The 19,662-nt window shown below is 40.1% G+C and carries 16 protein-coding genes; 10 read left to right on the top strand and 6 right to left on the bottom strand.

From position 1 onward, the window contains the following. Positions 1-49: 49 nt before the first annotated feature. Positions 50-1,219: a GGDEF domain-containing protein gene (locus ACE1B6_RS01310; protein WP_413255428.1), complete on the bottom strand. Its 1,170-nt coding sequence runs from the start codon at positions 1,217-1,219 to the stop codon at positions 50-52. 211 nt (positions 1,220-1,430) lie between these two features. Here ACE1B6_RS01310 and ACE1B6_RS01305 point away from each other — a divergent pair, with 211 nt between their 5' ends. From ACE1B6_RS01305 to ACE1B6_RS01295, 3 genes are all read left to right on the top strand, one after another. Then, the gene (locus ACE1B6_RS01305) at positions 1,431-2,156 is read left to right on the top strand and encodes a pyridoxine 5'-phosphate synthase (protein ID WP_413255427.1); all 726 of its coding nucleotides are present in this window, start codon (positions 1,431-1,433) and stop codon (positions 2,154-2,156) included. 52 nt (positions 2,157-2,208) lie between these two features. Next, positions 2,209-2,538 carry an MgPME-cyclase complex family protein gene (locus ACE1B6_RS01300; protein ID WP_413255426.1) on the top strand — a complete coding sequence of 110 codons (330 nt, stop codon included), beginning with the start codon at positions 2,209-2,211 and terminating at the stop codon, positions 2,536-2,538. Positions 2,539-2,632: 94 nt separating this feature from the next. Next, positions 2,633-3,367 carry a hypothetical protein gene (locus ACE1B6_RS01295; protein ID WP_413255425.1) on the top strand — a complete coding sequence of 245 codons (735 nt, stop codon included), beginning with the start codon at positions 2,633-2,635 and terminating at the stop codon, positions 3,365-3,367. A gap of 150 nt (positions 3,368-3,517) precedes the next feature. On the opposite strand, the gene ACE1B6_RS01290 is transcribed toward ACE1B6_RS01295, so the two are convergent. The 3 genes from ACE1B6_RS01290 to folD all read right to left on the bottom strand — a co-directional run bounded on the left by ACE1B6_RS01290 (position 3,518) and on the right by folD (position 6,076). Beyond that, complete coding sequence (locus tag ACE1B6_RS01290) at positions 3,518-3,976, bottom strand: divergent PAP2 family protein (protein ID WP_413255424.1); 459 nt, start codon at positions 3,974-3,976, stop codon at positions 3,518-3,520. 126 nt (positions 3,977-4,102) lie between these two features. Then, complete coding sequence (crtE, locus tag ACE1B6_RS01285; protein WP_413255423.1) at positions 4,103-5,029, bottom strand: geranylgeranyl diphosphate synthase CrtE; 927 nt, start codon at positions 5,027-5,029, stop codon at positions 4,103-4,105. Between the two features lie 183 nt (positions 5,030-5,212). After that, entirely contained in the window at positions 5,213-6,076 is an 864-nt protein-coding gene (gene folD, locus ACE1B6_RS01280; protein WP_413255422.1) for a bifunctional methylenetetrahydrofolate dehydrogenase/methenyltetrahydrofolate cyclohydrolase FolD, read from the bottom strand. 189 nt (positions 6,077-6,265) lie between these two features. On the opposite strand from folD, the gene ACE1B6_RS01275 reads away from it, so the two are divergent. From ACE1B6_RS01275 to ACE1B6_RS01245, 7 genes are all read left to right on the top strand, one after another. Continuing rightward, the gene (locus ACE1B6_RS01275; RefSeq protein WP_413255421.1) at positions 6,266-6,652 is read left to right on the top strand and encodes a hypothetical protein; all 387 of its coding nucleotides are present in this window, start codon (positions 6,266-6,268) and stop codon (positions 6,650-6,652) included. Further along, a complete protein-coding gene (locus tag ACE1B6_RS01270) occupies positions 6,649-7,086 on the top strand; it encodes an NUDIX hydrolase (protein ID WP_413255420.1) in 438 nt (145 codons plus the stop codon). The genes ACE1B6_RS01275 and ACE1B6_RS01270 overlap by 4 nt, the downstream gene beginning before the upstream one ends. Positions 7,087-7,105: 19 nt before the next feature. Further along, a complete protein-coding gene (locus tag ACE1B6_RS01265; RefSeq protein ID WP_413255419.1) occupies positions 7,106-8,359 on the top strand; it encodes an AAA family ATPase in 1,254 nt (417 codons plus the stop codon). 8 nt (positions 8,360-8,367) lie between these two features. Continuing rightward, positions 8,368-8,877 carry a hypothetical protein gene (locus tag ACE1B6_RS01260; protein ID WP_413255418.1) on the top strand — a complete coding sequence of 170 codons (510 nt, stop codon included), beginning with the start codon at positions 8,368-8,370 and terminating at the stop codon, positions 8,875-8,877. Positions 8,878-8,980: 103 nt separating this feature from the next. After that, positions 8,981-11,665, top strand: coding sequence for a DNA mismatch repair protein MutS (gene mutS / locus ACE1B6_RS01255; RefSeq protein ID WP_413255417.1), 2,685 nt, complete (start codon positions 8,981-8,983; stop codon positions 11,663-11,665). Between the two features lie 179 nt (positions 11,666-11,844). Next, the gene (locus ACE1B6_RS01250) at positions 11,845-14,505 is read left to right on the top strand and encodes a VIT domain-containing protein (RefSeq protein WP_413255416.1); all 2,661 of its coding nucleotides are present in this window, start codon (positions 11,845-11,847) and stop codon (positions 14,503-14,505) included. A gap of 272 nt (positions 14,506-14,777) precedes the next feature. Next, positions 14,778-16,112 (top strand): alpha/beta hydrolase family protein, encoded by a 1,335-nt coding sequence (locus tag ACE1B6_RS01245; protein ID WP_413255415.1) that lies wholly within the window; start codon positions 14,778-14,780, stop codon positions 16,110-16,112. A gap of 76 nt (positions 16,113-16,188) precedes the next feature. Here the strand turns inward: ACE1B6_RS01245 and ACE1B6_RS01240 are convergent, their stop codons facing one another. Both ACE1B6_RS01240 and glcD read right to left on the bottom strand, forming a co-directional pair. Further along, positions 16,189-18,066: an ArnT family glycosyltransferase gene (locus tag ACE1B6_RS01240; RefSeq protein WP_413255414.1), complete on the bottom strand. Its 1,878-nt coding sequence runs from the start codon at positions 18,064-18,066 to the stop codon at positions 16,189-16,191. Between the two features lie 38 nt (positions 18,067-18,104). Further along, positions 18,105-19,577 carry a glycolate oxidase subunit GlcD gene (gene glcD / locus ACE1B6_RS01235; protein ID WP_413255413.1) on the bottom strand — a complete coding sequence of 491 codons (1,473 nt, stop codon included), beginning with the start codon at positions 19,575-19,577 and terminating at the stop codon, positions 18,105-18,107. Positions 19,578-19,662: the final 85 nt, after the last annotated feature.

Here is a 19,662-nt window from a genome sequence, read left to right as displayed (position 1 = left end):
AAGGAAGAGTTTACAAATCGAATATGATTGCTTGAGTTATAAAGACAATTTAATGATATGGTTGAGCGATCGCAACTCGATTTCTCCCGGAATTTTTAGCATCATATAATGCTCGATCAGCTGCTATAATTAGTTCTTGTTTAGTCTGACCATGTACACCATAAACAGCAACCCCCAAACTGATAGTATATGTAATAATAGTATGATGTACAATTACCTTTTCATTTTGGATAGCACTTCTTAATCGTTCTGCTAAAACAACAGCATTTTCAACATTATCTACTCTGGAAACAATGAGAAACTCTTCTCCTCCCCAGCGACCTAAAAGATCTTCTTGCCTTGTTATCGGAGTCAGGGTTTGGGTAAAATGCTTAAGAACCAGATCTCCGCTATCATGTCCGTAGTTGTCATTGATTGATTTAAAGCGATCGATATCCATCAAAATTAAAGTTATTTTCCGGTTTTCTCTTTGACAATAAGCAATTTCTCGATCGATTTGGTGTTCTATAGCACGGCGGTTTAAAGTATTAGTCAGAAAATCACATTCTGCTAAAATATTTAAGTCTTGATAAAGTTTTTGACAAACCATCCCGATGAATCCCACTGACATCAAAAAACTGTTGATAAAAGTGGCTATAAAATAAAAAACTTGAAATCCGTCAAGATTAAGATCGAATAAAGAATTTGAAAGTCGATCGCTCAGTGTAGCTATAATTCGAGCTAATGTAAGGCTACTCTGGAATAAAAAGATAATTGCGGTAAACCGACTGGAAATTATCAGTCTTTTATCTCTATTATTTATTAGTTGATAAGCTGAAAAGCCACTAATTATAAAACCAATCCAAGAAACATTAATTATTCGTAAAGAAAGAGAGTCTACGATATAAGTAAAATGAAAATGAATAACCCAAAAGACAATGTTTAACGCCAAAATTATGTAGCGGGGAAATTTTTGTTCGGTAAACACTGAGATGCCTTGCAAACCCAAAGAATACCCGCCAATTATTAATATATTAGCAAGAATAATCGAAATAAAATCCGAAAAGAATCCTCGAAAAACTATCAGAAAATACCCAAGAGAAGCTATTATATTTCCAAGTAACCAATGCTTAATTCCTTTATATCGATTAGCCAGTGCAAACAGCAAAATTAAAGGTATAATTTGCAAAATTAATAGAACTGCACCCAGAAGAAGAATAGTACGAATATCAAGATTCATTAGACTTTTTTCCTATATAAAGGAATTTAGAGCAATTTATTAGGGTTGGTCGATCGGATAATGTCGTCTTATCTAAAATTCTCTCACGGAATTTGTTTGTTGAAGTAGCCCGTAATTTTATGGTCAATAATCTGAATCAAAAAGTAAGTCTAATCACTCTGTTTCCAGTAAACTAAAAAACGGACGATTCGAGGTTGATGGAGAGTGAAAAGTGCCTACGCTCGGTGTTAATATCGACCATGTGGCGACGATTCGCCAAGCACGTCGGACTGTGGAACCAGATCCGGTAGCAGCGGCGGTTTTGGCGGAGTTAGCTGGTGCTGATGGGATTACTGTGCATTTGCGGGAAGACAGGCGACATATTCAAGATCGCGATGTGCGGTTGTTGCGCCAAACGGTTCGCACCCATTTAAATTTGGAAATGGCGGCGACTGATGAGATGGTGACGATCGCTCTCGATATCAAACCAGATTACGTTACCCTAGTCCCAGAACGCCGGGAAGAAGTGACTACCGAAGGCGGACTAGATATTGCGGGACAGGTCGATCGCCTGACTCTGGTAGTAGATAAATTGCAAAGCGCAGGGATTCCGGTAAGTTTGTTTATTGATGCGGATGAAGCCCAAATTGCGGCATCTGCTAAGGTAAAAGCTAAGTTTATTGAGTTGCATACGGGGAAATACGCCGAGGCGCATGATGAAGCGAGTCGGGAAAAGGAACTTCAGGTTTTAGTTAAAGGTTGCGAAATGGCTCTAGCTTCTAATTTAAGGGTAAACGCCGGACATGGACTTACTTACTGGAATGTTTACCCCGTTGCGGCAATTAAAGGTATGGAAGAACTCAATATTGGTCATACAATAATAAGTCGGGCGGTTTTAGTTGGTTTAGAACGAGCCGTCAGAGAAATGAAAGAAGCTATTCTCGGTCATTGGTCATAAAAACTCACAAATGACAAATGACAAATAACAAATGATGAAGGAAGATTGACAAATGGCAACTTATTACTACGTTTTGGCGAGTCAAAGATTTTTGTTGGAAGAAGAACCTTTAGACGAAGTGTTGCGGGAAAGAGTGAGAGACTACCACGAAAAAGAAAAAGAAATTGACTTTTGGTTAGTTAAACAACCCGCATTTTTAGAAGCTCCAGAAATGGCAGCGATTAAAGCTAAAATTCCGCAACCAGCTTGCGCGATCGTTTCCACCAATCAGCAATTTATTGTTTGGTTAAAATTGCGTTTGGAATATGTAGCTACGGGAGAATTCACAGCGCCATCTGATTCTATTCCCGATCCTTTAGCTTCTTTAGCAACTGTTGCTTAATTTCCTGTTAAATGACAATTTTAGGTTTTAAGTTTTGATTGGGAAAAGTTTCCTTTCCTTCAAAACTTATTACTGGATTACCAATTACTGAGCCATGAGTCAAACTGCGATTAAGGGAGCTTGCGCGACTTTAAGTTCCGCTTTAATAACAATTATCGGGTTAGGTGTGGGAGTGAACGGTGCTTTGGCTCAGCCGCGTGAGTTAGCTTGTGAGCCACCAGCGGCTGGTGAATATTTGTTATTTGTGATTACAGATACGCGCCAGAGTCAAAGCTTATTGCGGCAAAGTCTTCCTAGTAAAACTAAAACTACGGTTTGCTATTACTTAGATAATATAGTGACTCGTGTTAGTGGTTTTAATAGTTTGTCAGATGCCCAAGATTGGGTGCGATATATTAATGATATTACTGGGTTATCTGCTTTTGTAGTTGAACCAACAGCAGCGGCAGAATTTGTAATTGATAAGCCTCAAACTGCCTCTCGTCCTCCTGCGCCATCTCAGCAAAGGAACAGACAAGAAGAAAGAAAACCTCAACCGCGAAGGGAGAGTTTACCTGCTTTTAATCCGCGATTATTAGGCAGAGGTTATGCAGTATTAGTAGATTATGGAAATGACCCGAAAATTGCGACTCAATTAGAGCAACTTTTAGGTAAACAAGTTGGGTTAGTTTCTTTTGGACAAAGACCTTATCTTTTGGTTTTGTACAGTAGTAATGAGAGAAATGCTATTAATACTTTTCGGCTGTTGAGCGATCGCGGTTTTCTAGTAATGTTAGTAGATGGAAATCGAGTCACATTGCTCAGACGACAAGTGGAAAATCCACGGTGATGGAGCAGGGGTGCAAGGGAGAAAACTTTACCACAAAGTCTCTCTAAAAAGGCGAGGGTTTAAAGTATTTTGTACTTTTCTCATACTTACTAAATTATCTATACGATCATCTCTTCTGCCCCCCTGTCCCCTGCCCCCCTGCTCCTGTGGTTAATAAGCTGGTGCCGCTAACCAGGCAATAGTTATACCGAGAGCCGAACCCACAATTACTTGAAAGGGGGTATGTCCAAGTAATTCTTTGAGGCGGTCTTCGTTAAAGGTGGGATGTTCGCGAAATAGTTCATCAATGATTTGATTGAGGATACGGGCTTGTTTGCCAGCAGCTTGACGGACTCCAGCGGCATCGTACATAACGATGATGGCAAAAATGGCGGCGATCGCAAAATCAGGACTGCTCCATCCCATTTTCTGCCCGACACCTGTTGCCAAGGCTGTCACCAAGGCTGAGTGGGCGCTGGGCATACCGCCTGTTTCCACCAGAACCCGAATGTTAATTTTCCGGTTTTTCCCTAACTCGATGGCGAGTTTTGTAATTTGAGCAACTACACTAGCGATCAGAGCAACCAACAATACGCGGTTCTCTAGAATACTGTGGCAAAATTCCTGCATATCAATTTTGGCTTTTAGGTTAGATTTGGGATTATGTAGGATTCTGCTGTAGATTGTGTGGGCAGGTTTAAAGGTTAAGTCTTGTAGGAGACAAAATTGACTAAATGTTACCTGTTCTACAGACTTTTAGTGAGTGCGGGTGGTAATAAATTCTGCGATCGCTAACAGCGGTCGCGCACTTTCCCCAAAAGGTTCTAGTTCCGCCTTAGCAGCTGCTACTAATTGCTGAGCCTTGCTTTTAGATTCTTCCAAACCCCAGAGGCTAGGATAAGTTGCCTTTTGAGCTTGTAAATCTTTGCCTGCGGTTTTGCCTAATTCTTCTTGAGTAGCTGTAATATCCAGAACATCATCCACAATTTGAAACGCTAACCCAATATTTTCGGCATAACGAGACAACCTTTGCAAATCCGTTACCGATATCCCAGCAATAATCGCCCCGCAGACCACACAAGCTTCTAGCAGAGCGCCCGTTTTATGGGTGTGAATAAAATTCAGAGTTTCAATAGTAACATCTGACTTCCCTTCACATTCTAAGTCAACTACTTGACCGCCAACTAAGCCAGCGGCACTTACGGCACGACCTAAACGAGCAATCACCTGCACCAAACGTTCGGCGGGGACATTTTCTGTTTGAGCGACTATTTCAAAAGCATAAGCTAATAAGCCATCTCCTGCCAAAATCGCGATATCTTCCCCATAAACCTTGTGATTTGTCAATTTACCACGGCGATAATCGTCGTTATCCATTGCTGGTAAATCATCATGAATCAACGACATCGTGTGAATCATCTCCAAAGCACAAGCTGTTGGCATTGCCATTTCCATCGTCCCGCTAGCGAGTTCGCAGGTAGCCAAACAGAGAATAGGACGCAAGCGTTTACCTCCAGCGAGTAAGGAGTAACGCATCGCCTCATAAATTTTCTCAGGATAAGTGACAGGAAGAAAATGCTCTAACGCCGCTTCTACCAAAGCTTGTCGTTCCGCTAGGTATTTGCATAAGTCAAAGGGAGGAGATTGCCCCTGCGTCGAAAACTTGTCATCTGTAGCTACCATCCTTCGATTCCTTGATTGAGTCTACATCCGTAACAATTCTACAGGGGATGGGTGATTGGTTATTTGGGAATTTTTTTATTTGTTAGGGGGACTGGGTACTGGGTACTGGGTACTGGGTACTGGGAGGGTAGAAGAAAGTTTTAAGTTTTGAGTTAAAGAGTTCCCTTGTCCCCTAGTCCCCAATCACTTTTTCTGGCTGTAACTCCAGACGGTATTGGCTAATAATAAAGCGACGGTCATCGGACCAATGCCACCGGGGACGGGGGTGATGTATCCGGCGACGGTTTTGACGGCATCAAAGTTGACATCTCCGACTAGGCGGGAGTTTCCGGCTTCGTCGGTGACGCGGTTGATGCCGACATCTATTACAATGGCTCCAGGCTTGACCATATCGGCGGTGATTAAATCTCTGCGTCCGGCGGCGGCGACTAGGATATCGGCATCGCGGGTGATTTCGCTTAAGTTTTGGCTGCGAGAATGGGCGATCGTTACTGTGGCATCGGCAGCTAGTAACATTAATGCTAGTGGTTTACCGACTAAAATGCTGCGTCCGACGACTACGGCTTTTTTACCTCGGAGTGGAATCTGATATTCTTCCATCAGGCGCATGACTCCGGCGGGAGTGCAACTGCGTAATCCTGATTCACCTCTTACTAAACGTCCTAAGTTGACTGCGTGGAGTCCGTCTGCGTCTTTATCTGGGTCAATGTGGTGCAGTAAGGAGACGGAATCTAAGTGGTCGGGGAGGGGTAGTTGGACTAAAATGCCATCTACGCGATCGTCTTTGTTGAGTTCTTCAATTACTTTTGTTAGTTCTTCTTGGCTAGTTTCTGTGGGGAAATGTTTGCCAAAAGAAGTTATTCCGACTTTTTCACAAGAGCGTTCTTTGTTTCGGACATAAGCGGCGCTAGCTGGATTATCACCTACCATAAGTACTGCTAACCCTGGAGGGCGACCGATTTTCGGTGTTAATTCCTCTACTTGCTGTTTTAGCTCGGTTTGAATTTTTTGGGCTAAAGCTTTACCATCTAATATTTTCGCTTCCATAGTTAATTAATATCTGGAACGGTTGGATCTACTAGTTTCGCAAATACTGGTTAGTTTGATGGGGAATTTTAGAGTTATTTTTGATTTTACTGGGCTATCATCTGGCGCAAGTACAATTTTTGCTGTGGGAATTGACAGGTTGCTACTATGCTAAGGGGATAATCGAGTTGGTCGCTTTAGGGAACTGCGATGAAACAAGAGTTAATTCAAATGTTACAAGTTGGGACAATTACTCTTTTGGTGGGTGGTTTGTTCAGTTGTACTAAAGTTAACGAATCAGGAATGGGGATTTTATCTCCTAATGTTCCAGTAAGCAAAGTTAGTGAAATACAACAGCAAAGTAAAGTGAATTCTACTGTTTACTTAAAAGGTAATGTGGTTAAGTTAATTCCTTTTTTGGAAAAACGAGCTTATGAATTAAAAGATGGTACTGGCACTATTACTGTAGTGACTAAAGAGCAATTTCCCAAACAGGAAGCAGAAATTGCCATTCAAGGCAAGGTTTTGTATAAAAGTGTGCCTGCGGGTGGGCAAGATTTTGGTGAATTTTATATTGAGGAGCAAAAGAGACTTTGAATACTAAACTTGTTCATGTTGCTGTGGCAATTCTTTACCGGGATGGCAAATTTTTGATGCAATTACGAGACAATATTCCGACTATTGTTTATCCCGGTCATTGGGCTTTTTTTGGCGGACATTTGGAACCAAATGAACCTCCAGAAATAGCAGTGAAGCGAGAATTACAAGAGGAAATTGGTTATGTTCCTCCGGTTTTAAATCCGTTTCGTAATTATGAGGACGATCGGGCGGTGCGTCATGTTTTTCATGGCGAGTTAACTGTTGAATTAAAGGATTTGGTGTTAGGTGAAGGTTGGGATATGGGGTTGTTAAGTGTTGAGGATATTCGCCGGGGTAATTGTTATTCGGAAGTTGCGGGGTCGGTGCGTCCGTTGGGCGATCGACATCAGCGAATTTTGTTAGATTTTGTCGAGTCACAGACTAAAATGTAACTAGCTCTGGGGGTGGATAATGCTGAAACAATTAACTCTAGAAAATTGGAAAAGTTTTCGTCATGCAGTGTTACCGATCGATCCATTAACAATCTTAATTGGAACTAATGCCAGCGGAAAATCAAATGCTTTAGAAGCTTTGGAATTTCTGAAAAGAACCGTTTCTGGTAAAGGATTTGAAGCTGCTTTAGCTGGAGATATAACCCTTCCTCCAATTCGCGGAGGTATAGAATGGGCAACACTAAAACCCGAACCATACTTTAGATTACAAGTTCTCGTTCAAGGAGAAAATGAAACTACCGATTATCTTTACAATCTCATGTTAAAAACAGTTAATATTGTTGAGCTTTGGTCTGAATCTATTGTCAGAATAAGGCGAAAAAATAATCATGAATCTCAAGAAGAATTAGTTTTATTTGTAACTGAAGAGATTCCGGGTAATAGTCCTGGCATTTTTGTTGAAATTTACCATCCTGAACCAGAGAAAAAGGGCAAAATATATCAACAATTTAGACGTTCTAAATCTATATTAAGCCAAGTGAAAGCGGTTGATCTAGCAGAAGAAATTGTTCGGGGGATTAAACTTGTTTCCGAAGCACTAGAAAATGTTTTTATCCTCGATCCAATACCTACAAAAATGCGTGGTTACTCACCACTTTCTAATAGCCTGGAAATTGATGCTTCAAATATTGCTGGAGTGTTAGCAGCATTGCCAGAAGAACAAAGGCTAAAGATTGAGAATATTCTCTCTACCTACGTCAAGGATTTACCAGAAAAAGATATTCATAAAGTCTGGGTAGAAACAGTTGGCAGATTTAACAGTGATGCCATGTTATACTGTGAAGAATTATGGGCAAAAAATCAACCTCCAATGCTAATAGATGCTAGGGGAATGTCAGATGGAACGCTGAGATTTTTAGCAATTCTCACCGCACTTTTGGTACTTCCTGAAGGAAGTCAATTAGTAATCGAAGATGTCGATAACGGGTTACATCCTTCGCGTTCAGAATTACTAGTGAAAATGCTTAGAGAACTAGGCGAACAAAGACGAATTGATATACTAGCTACTACCCATAATCCAGCGTTACTCGATGCTTTAGGTGCAGAAATTGTTCCTTTTATAGTTGTGACACACCGAGATTCTGAGACAGGAGAAAGCGAACTTACGCTTTTGGAAAATGTGGAAAATTTCTCTAAATTATTTGCTTCTGCTTCCTTGGGTAAGTTAACAGTAAATGGTGCTATTGAAAGAAATCTTTCTCGGAAAAACTAAGTGAATATATGAGAAAGGTTTTGATTATCGATACATCTCTTTTTTGTGTTTGGTTGCAAATACCGGGAATGGAAGATTGTGGAACAGATAATGATAAATGGGATTTTCAAAGAGTTGATAATCGCATACAAGCAGAAATTCGTAAAGGGACAACTTTGGTACTTCCTTTAGCGACTTTAATCGAAACTGGTAATCACATCGCCCAAGCAAAAACAAAACGCCGTGAAATAGCACAAGCTTTAGCTACAATTATGAATTATGCAGCTGATGAAACAAGTCCTTGGGCGGCTTTCGGGCAACAGTTTGAGGTTTGGGGATCAGAAAAACTAAAAGAGTTAGCCGCAGAATGGCCTGATAAAGCAGCTGAAAAAACTTCTATTGGTGATGCTACTATCAAAAAAGTGGGCGATTTCTATGCTAGCAAAGGTTATCAGGTAGAGTTTTTGACTGCTGATGAACAGTTGAAAGCACAGGAACCACCACCCAGAACCCAAAAGAAAAGGAGGAGTGGAAATTAATGATTTAAAGGGCAAAAACAAGCTTTATAGCCAATTTATCAACTCCTGCTTCTCTTTCTCTGTGCTCTCTGCGTCTGTGCGCTTTTAAAATCATATATTCACTATGCCATACACCACATCTACCAACAAAAATAAAAAAGTTCAAGAAGAACAGATTCCTAATGCTGATTATCGAATTTTAGATCGCAACAAACTCAGCAAAATGTATCAGCATTATGTAGAAGTAAAGGATCAACATCCTCACTCATTATTATTGTATCGAGTCGGAGATTTCTTTGAAACTTTTTTTCAAGATGCGATTACTGTTGCTAGGGAATTAGAGTTAGTTTTAACTAGCAAACATGGGGGGGAAGTTGGTAGAGTACCGATGACAGGTGTACCTCACCATGCTTGGGAACGTTACACTACTCAATTAGTAGAAAAAGGTTATGCGGTTGTTATTTGCGATCAAGTCGAAGATTCTGCTGATGCTGTCGGTTTAGTTAAGCGAGAAGTGACGCGAGTTTTAACACCAGGAACCTTGTTAGAAGAGGGAATGTTAAATGCGCGACGCAATAATTATTTAGCAGCAGTTGTGATTGCTAATACGCATTGGGGTTTAGCTTATGCTGATATTTCTACTGGTGAATTCTTAACAGTTCAATCGAGTAATTTAGAGCATTTATCGCAGGAATTAATGCGTTTACAACCTGCGGAAGTGTTGATTCCAACTAATGCACCCGATCTAGGTAGTTTACTGCGTCCGGGGGAGAAATCGCAACATTTACCTGATGTTTTACCGCCAGCTTTTTGTTATGCTTTACGTCCGCAAATTCCCTTTACTTTGGGTGAGGCGAAACCACGACTTTTGCGGAAATTTAAATTGCGATCGCTAGAAGGTTTAGGTTGCGAACATCTCCCTTTAGCGGTGCGTGCTGCTGGTGGTTTATTGCAATATTTAGAAGATACCCAAAAGAATAATCAAGTTCCTTTGCAACCTTTACGTACTTATACTTTAGCAGATTTTCTAATTATCGATCATCAAACTCGCCGCAATTTGGAAATTACTCAAACGGTAAGAGATGGGACTTTTCATGGTTCTTTGTTGTGGGCGATCGATAAAACTTGCACTGCAATGGGTGGGCGTTCTTTGCGTCGTTGGTTATTGCAACCATTGTTAGATATTAAAGGAATTAGAGCCAGACAAGATACAATTCAAGAATTAGTTGAAAACGTTTCTTTACGCCATGAATTACGCCAATTATTACGACAAATCTACGATCTAGAAAGATTAATCGGACGTGCTGGATCGGGAACAGCTAGCGCCAGAGATTTAGTTGCTTTAGCTGACTCTTTGCAACGTTTACCAGAGTTAGCAAAATTAGTAGAAAATGCCCGTTCTCCTTATTTAAGGGCTTTACAAAAAGTATCACCAATTTTAGAACAATTAGCCCAAAGATTGCACAGTCATTTAGTTGAATCTCCGCCAATTCATATTACTGAAGGTGGGTTAATTCGCCCTGGAATAAATCCTCAATTAGATGGGATGCGTCAAGAGGCGGAAGACGATCAGAAATGGTTAGCGAATTTAGAAGCAACGGAAAGAACTAAAACAGGAATTTCTAATTTAAAGGTAGGTTATACCAAGTCTTTTGGTTATTATATTAGCATTTCTCGTGCGAAAGCTGACCAAGTTCCTGATAATTATATTCGCAAGCAAACTCTCACTAATGAAGAGAGATATATTACTCCTGAATTGAAGGAAAGAGAGAATCGAATTCTAACGGCGCGAGAAGATTTGAATCGGTTGGAATATGAGATTTTTGTTAGTTTGCGATCGGAAGTTGCCCAAGAAGCTGAGTTAATTCGGAATATTTCTCGTGCGGTTGCTGCTGCTGATGTTTTAAGCGGTTTAGCAGAGATAGCTGTGTCGCAAGATTATTGTCGTCCGAATATGATTGAAGGGCGGGAAGTTAATATTATTGATGGGCGACATCCGGTGGTAGAACAATCTTTGCCTTCGGGGTTTTTTGTACCCAATTCTACTAATTTAGGATGCGTGAATGACGAAGGAAAAATTACGGATAAGCAACCAGATTTAATTATTTTAACTGGGCCTAATGCGAGTGGGAAGAGTTGTTATTTGAGGCAGGTTGGTTTAATTCAGTTAATGGCGCAAGTGGGGAGTTTTGTGCCAGCTAAGGGGGCGAGTTTGGGAATTTGCGATCGCATTTTCACCCGTGTCGGTGCAGTAGACGATTTAGCAACAGGTCAGTCTACTTTTATGGTAGAAATGAACGAAACTGCGAATATTTTAAATCATGCTACGGCGAAATCTTTGGTTTTATTAGATGAAATTGGTAGAGGTACGGCAACTTTTGATGGACTTTCTATTGCTTGGGCGGTAGCAGAATATTTGGCAACGGAGATTAAGGCAAGAACAATTTTTGCAACTCATTATCATGAGTTAAATGAGTTAGCTTCCTTGTTAAATAATGTGGCAAATTATCAAGTAACGGTGAAAGAATTGCCGGATAAAATTGTTTTTTTACATCAAGTTCAACCAGGTGGCGCTGATAAATCTTATGGCATAGAAGCGGGACGTTTGGCGGGTTTACCTCCGGTGGTGATTCAACGGGCAAAACAGGTGATGGGACAAATTGAAAAGCATAGTAAAATTGCTGTGGGTTTAAGGGAAGGTGTACAGAATGAATGTAATTCTGCTAAGAAGAAGGCGAAGAAAAAATCTCTAGAAATTCCTTTTGCAGATGAGGAAACAGTTAATTTTGCAGAAGATTTTGAGCTTTGAGAGGGGACGGGTGCAAGATATGAAACCCAAAGGCGCGAAGAAACGCCCACAATAAATGAAAGAAATTCAGCCTGAAATGATTCAATTACTTTAAGAATTTGGATTTTGGCAACATTTTTTGAGTAATAAATGTCATGTTAGAGAGAAATTACTGTAAAGTATCATTCCATGATTGATTTATGAAACTTATCTCTATCTTACCCGCAACTTTACTTCTCTCTGGCACAGTGGGAACAGTTGTTTTCTCTTTGCCAACATCTCCACAAATTTTGACCCAAAGAACTAGAACAGATTCTCCAACAATGCAAAATCAACAACAGAAACCTACTGGCGGTTTGTTTGTTCAATCTCAAGATGGAAAGCCACAAGTTTTTCCTCTCAAACATACGGAGGTGAAGGCAAAAGTTAGTGGGAATCTGTCACGAGTTGAGGTAACTCAGACTTTTGAAAATCCTTTTTCCGATCCTTTGGAAGCGATTTATGTGTTTCCTTTGCCGGATGAAGCGGCGGTGGATGATATGGAAATTAAAATTGGCGATCGCATTATCAAAGGTAACATTAAAAAACGGGAAGAAGCTCAGGAAATTTACGATCGCGCCCGCCAAGAAGGAAGAACCGCTGGATTATTAGAACAAGAAAGAGATAATATCTTTACCCAATCTCTTGCTAACATCAAACCCGGTGAAAAAATTGATGTCACAATTCGTTATACCGACAGTTTAAAATTTGAAGGTGGAAACTACGAATTTGTGTTTCCAATGGTAGTTGGATCCAGATATATTCCCGGTAATTCGATCCCCCCAACCCCCCTTAATAAGGGGGGCGAAGAGAGGAACACCCCCCTTAATAAGGGGGGCGAAGAGAGGAACACCCCCCTTACTAAGGGGGGCGAAGAGAGGAACACCCCCCTTATTAAGGGGGGCGAAGAGAGGAACACCCCCCTTATTAAGGGGGGCGAAGAGAGGAACACCCCCCTTATTAAGGGGGGCGAAGGGGGGATCGATACTGATCGAGTTCCTGATGCTTCTCGCATTACTCCTCCTGTTTTGCCTCCGGGTACTCGTTCCGGTCATGATATTAATGTTACGGTGGAAATAGATGCGGGAGTGCCAATTTCTCAGGTTAATTCTACTTCCCATAAGATCGCTACTTCCCGGCAAAACAATATTGTCAAAGTGCAATTAAATAACGAGGATACTATTCCCAATAAAGACTTAATTTTGCGTTATCGGATTGCGGGAAATAACACTCAAGCAACTATTTTAACTCAATCTGATGAAAAAGGTGGGCATTTTGCGGTTTATTTAATTCCCGCTTTGCAATATCGCCGTGATGAAATTGTGCCTAAAGATGTGGTTTTTTTGATGGATACTTCTGGTTCTCAATCAGGGGAACCTTTGGCAAAATCAAAGGAGTTAATGCGCCGTTTTATTAATGGTTTAAATCCTAACGATACTTTCACGATTATCGATTTTGCTAATACCACTAAACAATTATCGCCTACACCTTTAGCGAATACAAAGGAAAATCGCGATCGCGCAATGGCATACATCGATGCTTTAGATGCCAGAGGCGGTACAGAATTACTAAATGGGATTCGTGCAGTACTCAATTTTCCCCCTGCGCCATCAGGAAGATTGCGAAGTGTGGTACTTTTAACTGATGGTTATATTGGGAATGAAAATGAAGTAATTGCGGAAGTTCAGCGAAGTTTAAAATCGGGAAATCGTCTTTATGGTTTTGGCGTTGGTAGTTCGGTAAATCGGTTTTTAATTAATCGTTTGGCAGAAGTAGGAAGGGGAACTTCTCAAGTGATTCGCCAAGATGAACCAACTCAAGAAGTGGCGGAAAAGTTCTTCCGGCAAATCAATAATCCAGTACTCACAAATATTCAGGTTAGTTGGGAAGGTGGCGGAGAAAAGGCGATTATTTACCCGTTAGCTGCACCGGATTTATTTGCTAATCAACCGTTAGTTTTGTTTGGGAAAAAGCCAGATAAAATTAATGGTAATTTGCAAATTATTGGGGTTGCTGCTGGTGGGAAACGTTATGGAAAAACGCTGCCAGTTAATTTTAATAGTACGGGAAATGTGGCGATCGCACAACTTTGGGCACGCGCCAGAATTAAGGATTTGATGAATCAAATGTTTGGTGGCGAAACTAAATCTGGTGTGGATGCGGTGACGGAAACTGCTTTAAATTATCGCTTGTTGTCGCAATACACCGCTTTTGTCGCCGTCAGCGAAGAAGTGCGTGTTAATCCTGATGGTACTCGTCAGCGGGTAGAAGTTCCGGTAGAATTGCCCCAAGGTGTCAGTTACGAGGGAATTTTTGGTCGAGAAGGAGGCGTTTCTTCTAGCAGTAACTTGCCTTTAGCTGCATCTCCTCGTCGTAGATTGGCGTTAACTGTATCTCCTCCTGGTCGGGCGAATAGATTCACTGGAAATGATTTCAGTGTTACCACTCGCTTACAAGGTGAGACAAGCCTCTCCGCACCACCACCTCCGCCACCACCTCCGCCAATTCGCGGACTTGATGAAAATGTTGCTCAAAATACTTCACGGATTGAGGTAATTAGTGCTGATGGATTGGATGCAAATGCGATCGCATCAATTACACAAAAATTGCAAAATGTCAATATTCCTAACAATATTAGTGGCGAAATAATCTTAGAATTATCGCTGCAAAATGGAAGGGTGAGGCGAATTATTTTGGACGATCTAGCTTCGACGGTGCAAGAGCAAAAGGCGATCGAGCAGATTAGGCGATCGCTCTTAACTTGGCAAGCTCCAGCATCTATTAATAATACCATTCGCCTACGTTTGCGAATTCGCAATTAAGAAATTTACCCAATTCATGCAAAGGTAGGCAATGCTTACCTTTGCATGAATTGGGAAATCCGACAAAAAGACAAAGAACTGAGAAGAATGGAAATTTAACTCACACTTCTTTTCTAATTGCGTAAATTCTTTCGGAAATGTCTATATAAGATTGTATTTAGATGAAGTGGAGTGAGTCAGAAATTAGATTTCAACTATCTACTTAAATACCTAACGCACTCTAAACATTAACTGCCAATTTATGTGTGATTTTTTACATAGGAATTATCAACATGGTTCAAGTGAATTTTAATGTTTGGGGTGAGAATTCGATCGATCTTTCCCGACAAATCGATCCTAACGCCCAAACTTATGTAATCGTACATGGCTGGAACAACACAGGTGGCAATGCTGCTAACAACTACCAGCCAACTGCTTGGATGACCGATCATGCTCAAACCCTTCGCCAGAGGGAGTCTAACGCTAATATAATTCTGGTGGATTGGGAAGATGGAGCGCGTAGCCGCTGGTATTTCCCCTCTGCTAACAACACCCAAAATGTTGGCAATCAACTAGCCGCTTATTTGAGAGATATTAGTGTAAATCCTGAGTATACAAGTGTGATTGGATACAGCCTGGGAGCGCACGTTACAGGATTTACTGGGTCTGCCTATCGTCAATTGACCGGACGCTCTATCTCGCAAATTATTGGATTAGATGCTGCTGGGCCTGCATTTGAGGGGAAGAGTGCAAGCGATCGCTTAGATCCAACTGACGCTAGTCGTGTGGTAAATTTGCATACCAGTGTGGTTTTTGGCTATGACGATCCTTTAGCTACTTTGGATCTCTACCCGAACAAAAATGACTGGTTTCAACCGGGACAGAGGAGTTTTATCGACAATCATAGTTATGCTCATATTCTGTTCAGCGAATTGCTTGAAGGTAACAGTTTTACCCAATCTAACGGTTTTTTACTTAACTTAAATACGGTAGTCAACGGGGAATTTGTTGGGGTTAATAATGTCAGCACGAAAAACAATAAAGCTGTTGTTGCTCTCAATTTGTCGGGTACTATAAACAACGATAATCTCGCAGGTGGTGCTGCTGATGACAACATTAGTGGTGACGCTGGAAATGACAAAATTACTGGTGGCGATGGCAATGATTCTCTATTTGGAGATAGCAATAACGATCTGATTAATGGCGGACGTGGTAATGATTTTGTCTTCGGTGGTACTGGTAGCGATCGCATTTTTGGCGATGATGGTGACGACATACTCACCGGAGTTAATGCAGTTTTAGACAAAGGTTTTGGCGAAATCGATCTTTTAACTGGTGGCGATGGGAGCGATCGTTTTGTACTCGGAGATACACAAGAATTCTTTTACAGTGATGGTGATGTAAACACTTCTGGTATCAACGATTATGCTTTAATTACTGACTTTAATCCTGAAGAAGATAGGATTCAATTGTCTGGTTCGATATCAAGTTATAGTTTAGGAGAATCACCTACGAATTTAGTAGCAGGTACAGCTATTTTTGGGAATGAAAGTAGTTTGGAACTGATTGCGATCGTCCAAAGTTCCATTAACCTTAATCTGAACGCTAGCTACTTCGTCACCGTCTAAAAAATCCTCAAATCTTATGAGGTATGTGTAAAAATTTTACATACCTCATTTATCTTTTATTTTCATTATTTGCCGACTATTTACTGGGAAAAATTGCACATAGTTCAGAGTCAGGAAATTCTGGTGGTAAAGATTGAGATACATTATTCACATTTATATGTTTAATTTTAAAATCCGGGGAACTTTCTTGAGCCATTGTCACCCAAAGCAAATATTCTAAATCATCTTTGCCTATAGATAAACCCACTGTTTGACATTGTTTTTGATTAGCTAAACGGGAAAACTCTTGATAGCGTTCCCGTTTTTCTTCATTACCTCTAAAGTAAAAATAATTCCGTTCTCCCCGAAGTATAGATTGGGAAATATCAACACTTGTCCAACTACTTGGTAAAGGAATTAAAGGATGATAAACAGTAGTTAAGCTGTAAATAATACTGCTGACTATTAGTAAATATATGATGATTTTTTGCATTGCTTTAGACAAAAAATCGCTAATGAAATAACCACTTATTGGAGCAGCAAGAATCAAAGCAGGTAACAGTAGTCTATTTCCCCAAATTTGCCATTTTAAGATTCCACTAAACATTAAAAACTGTAAAATGATTGCTCCCGCTAAAGATAGAATCTTCCAATGGTTTTTTTGGTGTTTAATAGCATCGATTATTAAAACAAAAATAGCTATAATTACCAAAATTAAGTGAATTGGATTACTAGCGAAATCTTCATTGGGAGTTCTCAATACTGTGCCAAATAAATGAATATCAAATATTGTTGCACCGTAAGTAATAGCTGGATTATTGACATCTATGCTTAAAATGTATTGGTGAAAACTTTCTATCAACTGCCAAAATTCTGTTATCGGCATATTTAAACCAATATTTCGGAGCATATTAGATACCAACGGTACTAATCCAATAATTTCATTTCTCGTGCCAAAATCATCACCTAATATGCTACCAAAGGTTAGATAATTGCGCCAATAAGTTGGTAGTGATAAACTCAAGCTGAGGATTAATATTGTTGCAGTAATGGTAGTCGATCGCCAAATAGCTTTCCAAGAAAATCTTCGACAAATGCGAATTCCCAAAACTATTAATAAAGCTGTACCAAAAATAATTGCTGTTGGTTTTGTCACCATAGCTAAGCCAAAAGCTGCGGCTAACCAAAATATATCTATTTTAGAATAATTATCGGTTCTAAAAATGAAGAATGTAAAGCAAACTAACCAAAAGGAAACTATTAAATCTGTTTGGGTGGTGGTAGATTGCAAAATCGCCATTGGGATACTAGCGCAAACTAAAGCAGTGATAATTTGACTTTTTATGGCGAAAGTTTTGGCAATTAAAGAAGTTCCTAAAATGCAGCCTAAAAAAGCTAACCATTGTACAAGGTTGGCAAAGCGATCGCTTCCCGCCAAAATTTGCAGCTGCATCACAATGTAATTTGCACCTGGAGGAAAAGAAATTTGCCGTAAATTATTAGTAGGATAATGAACAACGCTGCGATTTTGTATCCAGTGCATAACTCTTGGTAAATGATATGTCAGCGAGTCATAATTATTAGGTGGTGAAATTAAAGCAGTTAATAAAGAAATGCCAAGAATTAAAACGATCGCAATCAGAAGAATTCTATTTTTTAAACTTTGCTCAAAAAACTTTTGACAAAGCTGTTGCTTAATTTCTTTAATGTTAATAACACGGCGATTTTTCCGAATTAACAAAATTGCAATTAAGCAGTTAATTACGGCAAATAAACTCCAAGCAAGACTGACAAACTCAAATGTTATTGCTCTACTTAAACTTAAGTATTCTGTGAGAACAGTAATAAAAATTGCTTGGATAATTGTCGCTTTTAAGAAAGCAGTTCTAAAACAATCATTAGGAGCAACACCCATCTGCCAAAAAGCAGCGAGTGTTGCGACAAAAGAAATTGCCATTAGTAAGATTGGCATCATCTAATCAAACTGGTAATTGTCGAGAGTAACTGCATATTTTAGAATCGTTCGATCGACTCAAATTTTTTCTCAGCTTGAGCGCGTGCTGCTTCGCCACAAGTGCGAGGTGTGGGGAATATTTTCCCTGGATTTGCTAAACCTTTGGGATTAAAAACTTGCCGTACCCATTGCATAGTTTCTAAATCTGTTTCCGTAAACATTTCTGGCATATAGCATTTTTTATCTGCACCAATGCCATGTTCGCCGGAAAGACTACCGCCAACTTTTACGCAAAGTTTGAGAATATCTCCTCCCAATTCTTCGACTTTTTCTAATGCTCCAGGCACTGAATTATCATAAAGAACTAAGGGATGTAAATTGCCATCTCCGGCATGAAATACATTAGCGATTCGATAACCATATTTCTCGCTTAATGCTTCAATTTCGCGCAAAATGTAAGACAATTGAGTGCGAGGAATTACGCCATCTTGCACATAATAATCAGGACTGATATGACCTGCTGCGGCGAATGCTGCTTTGCGTCCTTTCCAAAATTTTAATCTTGTTTCAGGGTCATTTGCTGTAGTAGTGCTACGTGCGCCATTCTTTTGACAAATTTCAGCGATGCGTTTTTTATTAGTAGCAACTTCTACTTCTAATCCATCTATTTCTACTAATAAAATAGCTGTAGCATCGCGAGGATAACATCCAGTAGCGACGACATCTTCGACAGCATTAATGCTTAAGTTATCCATGATTTCCATGCCAGCAGGAATAATTCCGGCGCTGATAATATCAGATACAGTTGCACCACAAGCTTCTATGCTGGTAAAATCTGCCAAAAGCACACAAATTGATTCGGCTGTTTTGAGTATTCTTAAAGTAATTTCTGTGGCGATTCCAAGAGTACCTTCGGAACCAACAAATAAGCCTGTTAAATCATAACCTGGCATCTCTGGAACTAAACTTCCAGTGTCAATAATTGAACCGTCGGGAAGGACAAGTTTTAATCCTAAAACATGGTTAGTTGTAACTCCGTATTTCAGGCAATGAACACCTCCAGAATTTTCCGCAACATTACCACCAATGGAACAAATAATTTGGCTGGAAGGGTCGGGTGCGTAATAAAATCCTGCGCCACTAACTGCTTGTGTTACCCAATTATTAATTACTCCTGGTTGGACTACAACTCGTTGATTTTCTAAGTCTATTTCTAAGATTTTATTCATTAAGGCGGTAACAATGAGGACGCAATTTTCGATCGGTAATGCACCGCCTGAAAGTCCGGTTCCTGCACCTCTTGCTACCCAAGTAATTTGATTGCGATCGCAAATTTTTACTAATTCAGCTACTTGTTCGGTGGTGCGTGGTAACACTACTACAGCTGGTCTTTGGCGATAGCTGGTGAGTCCGTCACATTCATAAGTTAGTAGTTCTTCTCGACGCTGTACGACGTTTTTTTCACCGACAATAGCGGTAAATTGTTTAACAATTGGTTGCCAATTTATGGGAGATTTTTCTTGGGTAATCATGGGTATTAAAGTAGTGGTGAATGGATTAAGGTCTAAATAGTCTTAAGAATATTGTGCAAAATTTAGAGTCAAAAGGAAAGTATGA

The sequence above is a fragment of the Floridaenema fluviatile BLCC-F154 genome, assembly GCF_041929135.1.
Classification (GTDB): domain Bacteria; phylum Cyanobacteriota; class Cyanobacteriia; order Cyanobacteriales; family Aerosakkonemataceae; genus Floridanema; species Floridanema fluviatile.
This window is presented reverse-complemented; position numbering and strand designations above follow the sequence as displayed.

What these genes read in the sequence shown, in the direction of transcription:
- ACE1B6_RS01245 (WP_413255415.1), top strand. Translation starts at nt 14,778, where the DNA reads ATGGTTCAAGTGAATTTTAATGTTTGGGGTGAGAATTCGATCGATCTT.
- ACE1B6_RS01240 (WP_413255414.1), bottom strand. Translation starts at nt 18,066, where the DNA reads ATGATGCCAATCTTACTAATGGCAATTTCTTTTGTCGCAACACTCGCT.
- ACE1B6_RS01265 (WP_413255419.1), top strand. Translation starts at nt 7,106, where the DNA reads ATGCTGAAACAATTAACTCTAGAAAATTGGAAAAGTTTTCGTCATGCA.
- ACE1B6_RS01310 (WP_413255428.1), bottom strand. Translation starts at nt 1,219, where the DNA reads ATGAATCTTGATATTCGTACTATTCTTCTTCTGGGTGCAGTTCTATTA.
- mutS (WP_413255417.1), top strand. Translation starts at nt 8,981, where the DNA reads ATGCCATACACCACATCTACCAACAAAAATAAAAAAGTTCAAGAAGAA.
- ACE1B6_RS01260 (WP_413255418.1), top strand. Translation starts at nt 8,368, where the DNA reads ATGAGAAAGGTTTTGATTATCGATACATCTCTTTTTTGTGTTTGGTTG.
- folD (WP_413255422.1), bottom strand. Translation starts at nt 6,076, where the DNA reads ATGGAAGCGAAAATATTAGATGGTAAAGCTTTAGCCCAAAAAATTCAA.
- crtE (WP_413255423.1), bottom strand. Translation starts at nt 5,029, where the DNA reads ATGGTAGCTACAGATGACAAGTTTTCGACGCAGGGGCAATCTCCTCCC.
- ACE1B6_RS01295 (WP_413255425.1), top strand. Translation starts at nt 2,633, where the DNA reads ATGAGTCAAACTGCGATTAAGGGAGCTTGCGCGACTTTAAGTTCCGCT.
- ACE1B6_RS01300 (WP_413255426.1), top strand. Translation starts at nt 2,209, where the DNA reads ATGGCAACTTATTACTACGTTTTGGCGAGTCAAAGATTTTTGTTGGAA.
- ACE1B6_RS01275 (WP_413255421.1), top strand. Translation starts at nt 6,266, where the DNA reads ATGAAACAAGAGTTAATTCAAATGTTACAAGTTGGGACAATTACTCTT.
- ACE1B6_RS01250 (WP_413255416.1), top strand. Translation starts at nt 11,845, where the DNA reads ATGAAACTTATCTCTATCTTACCCGCAACTTTACTTCTCTCTGGCACA.
- ACE1B6_RS01290 (WP_413255424.1), bottom strand. Translation starts at nt 3,976, where the DNA reads ATGCAGGAATTTTGCCACAGTATTCTAGAGAACCGCGTATTGTTGGTT.
- glcD (WP_413255413.1), bottom strand. Translation starts at nt 19,577, where the DNA reads ATGATTACCCAAGAAAAATCTCCCATAAATTGGCAACCAATTGTTAAA.